The sequence below is a fragment of the Streptomyces chattanoogensis genome, assembly GCF_001294335.1.
GTDB classification, from domain to species: domain Bacteria; phylum Actinomycetota; class Actinomycetes; order Streptomycetales; family Streptomycetaceae; genus Streptomyces; species Streptomyces chattanoogensis.
Genome location: NZ_LGKG01000173.1, coordinates 25,885 through 36,735, shown reverse-complemented (window position 1 = coordinate 36,735; position 10,851 = coordinate 25,885). Strand labels below are relative to the sequence as shown.

Sequence of the window (10,851 nt, the reverse complement as noted above, 5' to 3'; positions counted from 1 at the left end):
CCCCCGCCCCCACCCTCCCTCCCCCCGTAGGGGGGAGGGAGGGTGGCGGGGGGTGGGGGCGGGGGCGGCGAAAGGGCGGCGAAAAGGGGGCAGAAAGGCGGCGGAAAAGCCGTCAGGACACGTGAAAAGCCGTCAGAACCCGTGCCGTGCCCCGCCGTCCACCGGCACCATCACCCCGGTGACATACGACGCCGCCGGTGACAGCAGGAACGCCGCGGTGCGGCCGAATTCCGCGGGGGTGCCGTAGCGGCCCAGGGGGATCGAGGCGGAGTTGCGGGCGCGGGTGCCCTCGGGGTCGCCGGAGAGGGCGTCGAGCTGGGTCATCCGGTCGGTGGCGATCCGGCCGGGCAGGATGCCGACGACGCGGATGCCGCGGGGGCCGAGTTCGTTGGCGAGGGATTTGGCGAAGCCGGCGAGTCCCGGGCGCAGGCCGTTGGAGATGGTCAGGTTGTCGATGGGCTCGTACACCGAGCCGGACAGGACGAAGCCGATGACGCCGCCCTCGTCGAGTTCGGCGGCGGCCGTGCGGGCGAGGCGTACCGCGCCGAGGAAGACCGACTCGAAGGCGGACTGCCACTGGTCGTCGGTGTTGTCGGCGCTGGTGCCCGGGGCCGGGCCGCCGACGCTGATCAGGACGCCGTCCAGGCGGCCGAAGCGTTCGCGGGCGGCGGTCACCAGGCGCGCGGCGGCTCCGGGGTCGGCGTTGTCGGCCGCCACGCCCAGTGCCCGGTCGCCCAGGGAGGCGGCTGCCGCGGCGGCGTTCTCCTCGGTGCGGCCGGTGATGACGACGTTGGCGCCGTCGGCGACCAGTTCGCGGGCGGTGGCGAAGCCGAGGCCGCGGGTCGCTCCGGTGACGAGGTATGTCCGGTCGGTGAGTCCAAGGTCCATGGGCCCTAGTCTGCCTGCGTGCACCCGAACAGCCCGAAGGCGGTCCCCACCAGGCCGAGATGGCTGAATGCCTGGGGGAAGTTGCCGAGTTGCCGCCGGGCCGCCGGATCGTACTCCTCGGAGAGCAGGCCGACGTCGTTGCGCAGCGCCAGCAGCCGTTCGAACAGGGCGTGTGCCTCCTGGCTGCGGCCGGTCAGTTCGAGCGCATCGGCCAGCCAGAACGAGCAGACCAGAAAGGTGCCCTCGCCGCCGGGCAGGCCGTCGACGTTGGTACCGCCGTCGGTGCTGTAACGCTGTACAAGGCCGTCGCGGGAGAGCTCCCGGCGTACCGTGTCGACGGTTTTGACGACCCGGGGATCGTCGCCGGGCAGGAAGCCGACGCGGGGGATGAGCAGTGTCGCGGCGTCGAGTTCGGCGGAATCGTAGTACTGGGTGAAGGTGCCGCGCTCCGCGTCGTAGCCCCGTTCGCAGACCTCGCGGTGGACGTCCTCGCGCATCGCCCGCCAGCGGTCGATGTCCCCGCCCAGCTTCGGGTCGGCCTCCAGGGCCCGTACGGCGCGGTCCGCGGCGACCCAGGCCATGACCTTGGAGTGGACGAAGTGCCGGCGCGGTCCGCGGATCTCCCACAGGCCCTCGTCGGGGTCGCGCCAGGCGGACTCGAGGTAGTCCACCAGGGCGCGCTGGATGCTCCAGGCGTGTTCCTCGGACTCCATGCCGGCCTGGCGCCCGATGTGGAAGGAGTCCAGGACCTCGCCGTAGACGTCGAGCTGGCGTTGTTCGACGGCGGCGTTGCCGATCCGTACGGGCGCGGAGCCGGCGTATCCGGTGAGCCAGGGCAGCTCGGCCTCCGGGAGCCGCCGCTCGCCCGCCAGTCCGTACATGATCTGCAGGTCCTCGGGGGAGCCGGCCACCGCGCGCAGCAGCCATTCCCGCCACGCGCCGGCCTCGTCCAGGTAGCCGGCGGAGATCAGGGAGTTCAGGGTGAGGCTGGCGTCGCGCAGCCAGCAGTAGCGGTAGTCCCAGTTGCGGACGCCGCCGAGCTGTTCGGGCAGCGAGGTGGTGGGGGCCGCGACGATGCCGCCGGTGGGGGCGTAGGTGAGGGCCTTGAGGGTGATCAGCGAGCGGATCACCGCGCCGCGGTGGGGGCCGTTGTAGCGGCAGCGCGCGGACCAGCTGTGCCAGTCCTCCAGGGTGCTGTCGAGGGCGTCGTACGGGTCGATCTGGCGGGGGCGGGGGTCCTGGGACGGGTGCCAGGTCAGGACGAAGGCGGCGCGCTCGCCCGCGCCGACGGTGAAGTCCGAGCGGGTGCTGAAGTCCTTGCCGTAGGTGTGGCCCCGGTCGGGGGTGCGCAGCCACACCGAGTCCGGTCCGGCGATCGCGACCCGGGAGCCCTCGGCGGCCCGGACCCAGGGGATCACCCGCCCGTAGTCGAACCGCAGCCGCAGCACCCCGCGCATCTCGACGCTGCCGCGGAGTCCCTCCACGATCCGTACGACGTCGGGCGCGCGGTCGCGCTGCGGCATGAAGTCGGTGACCCGGACGGCGCCGGCGGGGGTCTCCCAGACGGTGTCCAGGACCAGGGAGTCACCGCGGTACGAGCGCTCCGCGCGGGCGTCGGGGGAGGTGGGGGCCAGGCGCCAGTGGCCGTTGTCCCGGCCGCCGAGGAGGGCGGCGAAACAGGCGCCGGAGTCGAACCGCGGCAGGCACAGCCAGTCGATGGAGCCGTCGCGGCCGACGAGCGCGGCGGTCTGCAGGTCGCCGATGAGCGCATAGTCCTCGATGCGGGGGTGCACGCAGGTCGCCTTCCCGCCCGGGGCGTGCGCTACTCGGTGGCGGCGGCCGTCCGGGCTACCCGGTCGCCGGCATCCGCGGTGCGGTCAGCGGTGTCGTCCGTGGTGCGGTCCGTGGTGTCGTCCGCCGGTTCCCCGGGAACCTCCGACGCCTCCGCGCTCTCCTTCTCCGCCGCCTGCGCCCGGTCGCGGCGCTCGCGGCGTACGAGGATGATCCAGCCGACCGGGACCGCCGCCGCGAACAGCCACCACTGGATGGCGTACGCCATGTGCGGGCCGATGCTGTCGTGGTCCGGCTCGGGGACCAGCTCGGGCCTGCCGCCGGTCTGGCCGGGCCCGGTCTGCTCGATGTAGCCGCCGAGCACCGGCCGGGCCAGCCGCTTCGCCATGTTCTCGCTGTTGATCAGCATGATCTGGCGGGGCGGCAGGCCCTTGGTGTCCTTGATGCCGCTCGCCGCGGTGGTCTCGTCGGCCATGATCCGGCCGGTGACGGTGACCTTGCCCCGGGGGGCGGCCGGGATGTCCGGGAACTTGGTGAGGTCGTTGCCGGCCGAGATCCAGCCGCGGTTGACCAGGACGTCCTTGCCGTCCGCGAGGGCGAGCGGGGTCAGGACGTAGTAGCCGATGCTCTGCTCGTCGGCGGCGGTGCGCTGGCGGACCACGACCTCGTGCGCGGTGTCGTAGGTGCCGGTGGCGGTGACCGTGCGCCACATGTCGTGCCGCGGGAGCGTCCGCCCGGGGGCGGTCAGCTCGGTGACCGGGACCGGCCGGGCGGCCAGGTTGTCCGCGATCAGGGTGTTCTGCGCCACCTTGTGCTCATGGCGGTGCAGCTGCCAGAAGCCCAGCTTGATCATGACGGGGATCAGCACGAGGCCCACGAGGGTGAGGATCACCCACTGCCGGGACAACAGGAAGCGGTACACGGCAACGACCGTACCTGGCATGCGGCGGCCCCCGGCCAGGGGGTCCTGCCGGGGGCCGTGAGCCGCATCCCGGCGGGGCCGGGGGAGGGCCGGGGAATTCAGACGTGATCGACGATGCCCACCTTCCCTTCCGCCCGGGAGCAGTGGGCGCCGCAGTAGAAGTGGCCGTCCACCTCGACTCCCTGGCCGATGATCTGGCACCGGCAGTGCTCGCAGATGGGCGCCATGCGGTGGATGGCGCAGGAGAAGCAGTCGAAGACATGCACCGCGCCCTGCGCGTGCACCTCGAACGTCATGCCGTATTCGTTTCCGCAGACCTCACAACGTGCCATGCGCCACAGGGTGCGGGCGGGGGCGCCGCCGCACGCGCTGCGGGCGGGTGTGTTGGCCGGGCTTCACCCGGACGCCGCCGCGCGTTACGCCGGTGCGGCGGGCCCCGCCGGAGTGGCCGGCGCCACGTCCCGCAGCAGCTGCATGAAGGCCGCCTCGTCGACCACGACCGTGCCGAACTGGGCCGCCTTGGCCGTCTTGGACGTGTGGGCGTCGGGGTCGTTGGTCACCAGCAGGCTGGTCAGCCGGGACATGCTGGTGGCGACGTGCAGCCCGGCCTCGATGGCCCGGTCCTCCAGCAGCTCGCGGTCCACGGAGGTGTCCCCGGAGAAGGCAACCCGCATCCCCTGGACGAGCCGGCCGCCCGCCACATAGCGCCCCGGGTTGGGGTACGGGCACTGGGGGCGCTTACGGGACGGCCGCCAGGAGGCGGGGCGGTACGGCGAGGACGGGGACTGCGGGCGGGACGCGGGGGAGTCCGACCACTCCGTCAGCGGCTGGCAGGTCAGCAGCGGCAGCCGCAGCTGCTCCCGGGCGGCGCGGCGCAGACTGGGCCGGAAGGCCTCGGCCAGCACCCGGGCGTCGTCCAGGGCGTGGTGGGCGCGTTCCTGTACGACGCCGTAATGGGCCGCCAGGGACTCCAGCTTGTGGTTGGGCAGCGGCAGCCGCAGCTCCTTGGAGAGGGCGATGGTGCACAGCCGCTGGCGCACCGGGGCGGTGGCCCGGGCGCGGGCGTACTCCCGGGCGATCATCGACCAGTCGAACATCGCGTTGTGCGCGACCAGCACGCGGTCCGCGAGGCGCCGCGACAGCTCCGGGACGATGTCGGGGAACAGCGGTGCGTCGGCCAGCACCTCGCTCGTCAGGCCGTGGATCCAGACCGGGCCCGGGTCCCGCTGCGGATTGACGAGGGTGTACCAGTGGTCCTGGACCTCGCCCCGGGCGTCGAGTTGGTACACCGCGGCGGAGATGATGCGGTCGTCGCGGGCCAGGCCGGTGGTCTCCACGTCGACCACCGCGTACCCCTGGGGATACTCGTCCGGCCAGGCGGCGGGCGGCGTCTGCGGGCCAGGCTGCTGCCCGATCTTCGGCGCCTTCTCCGGCGCGGTCGAGTGAGCTGCTGCCATGCGGTCTTCGAGCATGGTCACTGAGGATACGGGCCGCCACTGACAGCCACCGAACCGCCGTCGTCCGGGGCCGGCGCGCCCGTACCGGTCTCCAGGGCGGCGACGAGGTCGCCCGCGGCGATCCGGCGCAGGCCCGGGACACCGTCAACGGGCCCCGGACCGCCCGTACGGATGCGCGCCGCGAACGAAGTGTCGGTCTCGTCCGGCGCCCGGCGGTACGTCCACACCTCGCCGGGACCGCCCGGCCCGGGTGAGTTGTCCGGATCCTTGCGGTCCGCGAGGCCCGTTGTGCGCCGCAGCACCGCAACGTCGTCGGTGTGGGCAGCGTGCCACACCGAAAGGTCCCAGAGGGTGACCCGGCCGGCGTCGGTGTACCGCTCGATGAGGTGACGGGCGGTCATCTCGAGCCGCGCGGAGTGCATCGTGGTGGTCACTCCACCGTCCGAGCCTGGCCAACCAGCCTGCCGTGGGCAGTTGTGGGGAGTTCTGGGAGCGGTGCTGCGTGCCTTCGCTGCGCCGGTTCGAGGAGCTGCGCCCCCTGTCACCTAATGAAGAAGGAAGCACGCCGCGGAGCCGCCCCCGCGGCCACGAGTCTAGGACGCCGTTGATCGCGACGGCCAGTCGTTTTCCGTGTACGTCCGCCCCGCGTCCGCCTGCCCCGCGTCCGCCCGCCCCGCGGCCGCCCGCCCCGTGTCCCCCGCCGCCAGCAGCGACGTCACCAGCGCATGGAGCGAGACCAGGAAGAGCCGCTCGGTGTCCACCGGGGCGGCCAGTGCGCGGGCCAGTGCGGGATCGTGCCCGGCGGTGGGGGAGTCCCACAGTTCGCCCTCGCTGGGGTGCTGCTCCGGCGACCGCTCCCGGTTGCGCTCGATCAGTACGAAGCCGACCACCTGGAACTGCACCGCCCGTACCGCCTCGGCCGCGAGTTCCCCGCGCAGCCCGGCGGCGTGCGCCTCATGGACCAGTGCCTGCTGTGCGGGCAGGAACATCCGTTCCGTCAGGCCGCGTTCATGCACCATCGCGATGAGATGCGGGCGTTCGCGCAGCGCGGTGCGCAGCGCGCGGGCGACCGAGACGATCCGTGCGTGCGGTGTCCGTCCGGTGGGGCGGATCTCGCCCATCTCCTGGACGGTGCGCTCCACCAAGGCGTCCAGCAGTGACTCGCGGTTGCCCACATGCCAGTAGATGGAGGTGACGGCGGTGCCCAGCTCCGTGGCGAGCCGGCGCATCGTCAGCGCCCCGGGTCCGTGCGCCCGGACCAGCCGGGCGGCCGTCGTCAGAATCTTCTCGCCGGTCAGTGCGGTTCGTGCCATGACCTCCACCTACCCCCACAATTCCCCGGGACGCAAGGCTCTTTACCCTTCGTCCCGCTCGGTGTAACAGTGTTACAGGCGCCTGGTCCACCCCGTACGTCACGACCCCCGCGAGTCACCCTCGACGAAGGGCGGTACGACATGGCACGCATCCGCTACGGAGCGCGCACCGAAACGGAGATCGCCGCCGCGCGCACCACGAGCGCCGGGCTCCCCGACATCTGGTCCACCGGTGTGGTGGCCGTCTGGGAGAGCGATCCGTACGCGGTCGCGGCGGTCCTCCCGCCGCCGCTCGAACCCACCGGCCGCCCCCTGGTCCGGGCCACCGTCAGCACGGTCGGCCTGCCGGGCTATCCGCTCGGTGCGGGCTCGGTCGCCGTCGCGGCCGGGCACCGCGGCGTCGAGGGCTGGTATCCGCTCGTCATGCCGATGACCCACGAACGGGCCCTGACCGGCGGCCGCGAGGTCTTCGGCGAGCCCAAGAAGCTGGGCGAGGTCACCGTCGAGCGCGACGGCCCGGTCGTCCGCGCCGTGCTCGCCCGCCACGGCATCGCCTTCGTCGAGATCCGCGGCGCGGTCAGCGCCCCGCTGCCGCTGCCCGGACCCACGCGCAAGACCGACTTCTACTTCAAGTTCCTGCCCGCCGTGGACGGTTCGGGCTTCGATCTCGGCCCCGTGCTCGTCCACTGCGTCCGCAACGAGAAGGTCCGCAGGCTGGAGCAGGTCACCGGCGACGTGGTCCTGCGCGAGTCGATGTACGACCCCGTCGCCGACCTCCCCGTACGCACCCTCGTCGGGATCACCCTCGGCGAGAAGACCTCCGACCAGAAGGGCCGGGTCGCCGAGCGGGTCGACGCCCGGGCTCTGCTGCCGTACCTCCACCAGCGTTACGACGACCCGCAGCAGATCCTCGACGGGCCGCCGGAGGGGAGTGTCTGATGCGGCTGCGGGCGGGACAGGTCGCGGTCGTCACGGGCGCCGCAAGCGGTATCGGCCTGGCGATGGCGCGCCGGTTCGCCGCCGACGGCCTCAGGGTCGTCCTCGGCGACGTGGAGGAGGAGCCGCTGCGCGCCGCCGCCGACGGGCTGGCCGCGGAGGGCGCCGAGGTGCTGGCGCGCACCGTGGACGTCGGGGTACGGGAGGAGGTCGCGGCCCTCGCCGACGCCGCCTACGACGCCTTCGGCGCGGTGCACGTCCTGTGCAACAACGCGGGAGTCGGCTCCGGCGCCGAGGGCCGGATGTGGGAGCACGAGCCCAACGACTGGAAGTGGGCGTTCGCGGTCAACGTCTGGGGCGTCTTCCACGGCGTGCAGTGCTTCGTGCCGCGGATGCTGGCGGCCGGCGAGCCCGGCCATGTCGTCAACACCTCCTCGACGGACGGCGGCATCGCGCCCCTGCCCACCGCGTCCGTCTACGCCGTCACCAAGGCGGCCGTGGTGACGATGACCGAATCGCTCTACGCCCACCTCAGGGCCGAGGGCGCCCCGGTCGGCGCCTCGGTGCTCTTCCCCGGCCCGCACATGCTGCGTACCGGACTGTGGGAGTCGCACCGCAACCGGCCGGAGCGGTACGCCAAGCAGCGGCCCCGCAGGACGCCGTACCGCAGCCTCGGACAGTGGGAGGCCGCCATGAAGGAGGCCGGCCACGAGATCGCGTTCACGCCCGTCGAGCAGGTGGCGGACTTCGTCGCCGACGGCATTGCGGCGGACCGCTTCTGGCTGCTGCCCGACAGCGAGCACAGCGACCGCCAGATCCGGGCCCGGTCGCGGTCGATGCTCGACCGGACGAACCCGGACTACCTGGAACGTTTCGTTCTCGACTGACCCGACCGGCATTGCGTACCCGACCGACCGCCCCGACCGACCGCCCCGGACGACTGTGGGAGCCGTCATGACGAACCCGCACGACCCGTACCTGATCATCTCCTCCGACTGCCACGCCGGCCTCCCCACCGAGGAGTACCGGCCCTACCTCGACGCCCGCTTCCATCGCGCCTTCGACGATTTCCTCGGCGAGCGCGACGCCCGCCGCGCGGAGGCCACCCGCCTCGGGATCCGCAACGAGGCCTTTGCGGCCAAGTGGTTCCGGGACAACGAAGAGGGGCTGCGGGGCGGCTGGGACCCCGCCCAGCGCGTGAAGGAACTCGACGGCGACGGCGTGGCGGCGGAGGTCGTCTTCCCGGACGCGGACGCCGTCGACAGCGGTACGGCCGCCCCCTTCGGCGTGGGCCTGGGCCTGTCCGGCGACCAGGACCCGGAGCTGGGCATGGCGGGCGCCCAGGCCCACAACCGCTGGCTGGCCGACCTCGTCTCCGAGCACCCCGAACGGCACTGCGGCGTCGCCCTGCTGCCCGTCACGGCCGAGCCGGAGAAGGCCGTCGCCGAGATCCACCGCGCCCGTGAGTCCGGGCTCGGCGCGCTGATGATCCCCGCCATGTGGGGCGGCAAGGCCCCGTACCACGACCGCCGTTACGACCCCGTCTGGGCCGCGGCCGCCGAGTGCGCGATGCCGGTGGTCACCCACTCCGGTGCCACGCCCCGCCACGAATACGGCGACCACCTCGGCATCTTCGTCTCCGAGGTCACCTGGTGGCCGGCCCGCCCCCTCTGGTTCCTCCTGTGGTCCGGTGTCTTCGAACGCCATCCCGGCCTGAAGTTCGGCATCGCCGAATCCGGCTGCTGGTGGCTGCCGAACCTCCTCTGGTTCATGGACCGCCTCTATCTCGGCGCCCACGGGGGCAAGAAACTCAGCCCGTTCGCCGCCCTCACCCGCCCCCCGCACGAGTACCTCGACCGCCAGGTCTTCGTCTGCGCCACCAACACCAAACGCCGCGAACTGGCCCAGCGCTACGAGATCGGTGTCGGCAACATCCTGTGGGGCAGCGACTTCCCGCACCCCGAGGGCACCTGGCCCGACACCCGCGCCTGGCTCAAGAAGACCTTCCACGACATTCCGGTGGCCGAAACCCGGCGCATGCTCGGCCTGTCGGCCGCCGAGGTCTTCGGCTTCGACACCGCGAAGCTGGCCCCGCTGGCCCGCCGTATCGGCCCGGCACCGGCCGAACTCGGCCAGGACGCCGACCAGTCGGCGGTCGAGGCCTCCTGGGCCCCCTCCCGCGAGACGGGCCGGCACTGGCTCACCGGCCACGACTTCCCGGTGCTGGGGGTGCAGGCATGACAGCCGTGCCAGCGGACCGCTACACCGTGATCTCCGCCGACTGCCACGCCGGCGCCGACCTCCTCGACTACCGGCCGTACCTGGAGGCGGAGCACCACGAGGCCTTCGACGCCTGGGCCGCCACCTACGTCAACCCGCACGAGGACCTGCTCGCCGACACCGCCGACCGCAACTGGAACTCCGCCCGGCGGCTCGCCGAGATGGAGGCCGACGGCATCGTCGCCGAGGTCATTTTCCCCAACACCATCCCGCCGTTCTTCCCGAGCGCCTCACTGATGGCCCCGCCGCCCACCCGCGAGGAGTCCGCACAGCGCTGGGCGGGCCTGCGCGCCCACAACCGCTGGCTCGCCGACTTCTGCGCCCAGGCCCCCGGCCGCCGGGCGGGCGTCGCCCAGATCCTCCTGCACGACGTGGACGAGGCCGTACGGGAGGTCCGCCGCACCAAGGCAGCGGGCCTGACCGGCGGCATCATGCTCCCCGGCACCCCGCCCGGCTCGGGCCTGCCCGAACTCCACTCCGAGGTCTACGACCCGCTCTGGGCCGCCTGCGCCGAGCTGGACGTCCCGGTCAACCACCACGGCGGCTCGGCCTCCCCGCCGCTCGGCGACGCACCCGCCGCCCGCGCCGTCTTCATGGTGGAGACCACCTGGTTCGCCCACCGCGCCCTGTGGCACCTCATCTTCGGCGGCGCCTTCCGCCGCCACCCGGCTCTCAAGCTCGTCCTCACGGAACAGGGCTCCGGCTGGATCCCCGGCGTCCTGGACATGCTGGACTACTACCACGCACGCCTGGTGGCGTCCGCCGCCCGCGCGGCCACCGCCGAGGCCAGATTCGGCGCCGGACTGGCGGAGTCGATGGGCGCCGCCCCGGCCGACGTCTGGCGCGACCACTGCTATGTGGGCGCCAGCTTCATGCGGCCCCACGAGGTCCCGCTGCGCCACCGCATCGGCCTCGACAAGATCATGTGGGGCAGCGACTACCCCCACGACGAGGGCACCCCGCCCTACTCCCGGGAGGCCCTGCGCCTGGCCTACGCGGGCCTGCCCGCCGACGAGGTCGCCGCGATGCTCGGCGGCAACGCCGCCCGCGTCTACGGCTTCGACCTCGCCCGGCTCGCCCCTGTAGCGGCCCGCGTCGGCCCGGCCGTCACCGAGATCGCCGAACCCCTGGAGACGGTCCCGCCGGACGCGACGAGCCCGGCGTTCGCGCGGGGCGGCGAGGTGCGGGTGTGGTGACACCCCGCAGTCCGCGATCACCCACGGTGATGTGGCGCGACCCGGCGAAGGGGGGTAATTTTTCCTTC

11 protein-coding genes are annotated in these 10,851 nt (G+C 72.9%); 4 read left to right on the top strand and 7 right to left on the bottom strand.

Annotated elements, in window-relative coordinates; all coding sequences use genetic code 11:
- Positions 1-132: 132 nt before the first annotated feature.
- From ADL29_RS32810 to ADL29_RS32780, 7 genes are all read right to left on the bottom strand, one after another.
- The gene (locus tag ADL29_RS32810) at positions 133-888 is read right to left on the bottom strand and encodes an SDR family oxidoreductase (RefSeq protein ID WP_053927186.1); all 756 of its coding nucleotides are present in this window, start codon (positions 886-888) and stop codon (positions 133-135) included.
- Positions 889-893: 5 nt separating this feature from the next.
- Positions 894-2,681, bottom strand: coding sequence for a glycoside hydrolase family 15 protein (locus tag ADL29_RS32805; protein WP_053927185.1), 1,788 nt, complete (start codon positions 2,679-2,681; stop codon positions 894-896).
- A 29-nt stretch (positions 2,682-2,710) separates the two neighbouring features.
- Positions 2,711-3,601, bottom strand: coding sequence for an SURF1 family cytochrome oxidase biogenesis protein (locus ADL29_RS32800; protein WP_053927184.1), 891 nt, complete (start codon positions 3,599-3,601; stop codon positions 2,711-2,713).
- 98 nt (positions 3,602-3,699) lie between these two features.
- Positions 3,700-3,933, bottom strand: coding sequence for a hypothetical protein (locus tag ADL29_RS32795; RefSeq protein ID WP_078971465.1), 234 nt, complete (start codon positions 3,931-3,933; stop codon positions 3,700-3,702).
- Between the two features lie 84 nt (positions 3,934-4,017).
- Complete coding sequence (locus ADL29_RS32790) at positions 4,018-5,073, bottom strand: DEDDh family exonuclease (RefSeq protein ID WP_053927183.1); 1,056 nt, start codon at positions 5,071-5,073, stop codon at positions 4,018-4,020.
- 2 nt (positions 5,074-5,075) lie between these two features.
- Entirely contained in the window at positions 5,076-5,492 is a 417-nt protein-coding gene (locus tag ADL29_RS32785) for a hypothetical protein (protein ID WP_053927182.1), read from the bottom strand.
- Between the two features lie 159 nt (positions 5,493-5,651).
- Positions 5,652-6,371, bottom strand: a complete 720-nt coding sequence (locus ADL29_RS32780; protein WP_053927189.1) for a TetR/AcrR family transcriptional regulator — start codon at positions 6,369-6,371, stop codon at positions 5,652-5,654.
- Between the two features lie 141 nt (positions 6,372-6,512).
- Between ADL29_RS32780 and ADL29_RS32775 the strand changes: the two genes are divergently transcribed.
- The 4 genes from ADL29_RS32775 (at position 6,513) to ADL29_RS32760 (ending at position 10,783) form a co-directional block, all read left to right on the top strand.
- Positions 6,513-7,310 carry an acetoacetate decarboxylase family protein gene (locus ADL29_RS32775; protein ID WP_053927181.1) on the top strand — a complete coding sequence of 266 codons (798 nt, stop codon included), beginning with the start codon at positions 6,513-6,515 and terminating at the stop codon, positions 7,308-7,310.
- Positions 7,310-8,194 carry an SDR family NAD(P)-dependent oxidoreductase gene (locus ADL29_RS32770; protein ID WP_053927180.1) on the top strand — a complete coding sequence of 295 codons (885 nt, stop codon included), beginning with the start codon at positions 7,310-7,312 and terminating at the stop codon, positions 8,192-8,194. The genes ADL29_RS32775 and ADL29_RS32770 overlap by 1 nt, the downstream gene beginning before the upstream one ends.
- 67 nt (positions 8,195-8,261) lie before the next feature.
- On the top strand, positions 8,262-9,548 hold the full coding sequence (locus ADL29_RS32765; protein ID WP_053927179.1) for an amidohydrolase family protein: 1,287 nt from the start codon (positions 8,262-8,264) through the stop codon (positions 9,546-9,548).
- Positions 9,545-10,783: an amidohydrolase family protein gene (locus ADL29_RS32760; protein WP_053927178.1), complete on the top strand. Its 1,239-nt coding sequence runs from the start codon at positions 9,545-9,547 to the stop codon at positions 10,781-10,783. Before ADL29_RS32765 ends, ADL29_RS32760 begins: the two co-directional genes overlap by 4 nt.
- Positions 10,784-10,851 lie beyond the last annotated feature (68 nt).

Excerpts from the sequence above, each read along its gene's own strand:
- ADL29_RS32795 (WP_078971465.1), bottom strand. The coding sequence starts at position 3,933 with ATGGCACGTTGTGAGGTCTGCGGAAACGAATACGGCATGACGTTCGAG.
- ADL29_RS32770 (WP_053927180.1), top strand. The coding sequence starts at position 7,310 with ATGCGGCTGCGGGCGGGACAGGTCGCGGTCGTCACGGGCGCCGCAAGC.
- ADL29_RS32790 (WP_053927183.1), bottom strand. The coding sequence starts at position 5,073 with ATGCTCGAAGACCGCATGGCAGCAGCTCACTCGACCGCGCCGGAGAAG.
- ADL29_RS32780 (WP_053927189.1), bottom strand. The coding sequence starts at position 6,371 with ATGGCACGAACCGCACTGACCGGCGAGAAGATTCTGACGACGGCCGCC.
- ADL29_RS32760 (WP_053927178.1), top strand. The coding sequence starts at position 9,545 with ATGACAGCCGTGCCAGCGGACCGCTACACCGTGATCTCCGCCGACTGC.
- ADL29_RS32810 (WP_053927186.1), bottom strand. The coding sequence starts at position 888 with ATGGACCTTGGACTCACCGACCGGACATACCTCGTCACCGGAGCGACC.
- ADL29_RS32775 (WP_053927181.1), top strand. The coding sequence starts at position 6,513 with ATGGCACGCATCCGCTACGGAGCGCGCACCGAAACGGAGATCGCCGCC.
- ADL29_RS32765 (WP_053927179.1), top strand. The coding sequence starts at position 8,262 with ATGACGAACCCGCACGACCCGTACCTGATCATCTCCTCCGACTGCCAC.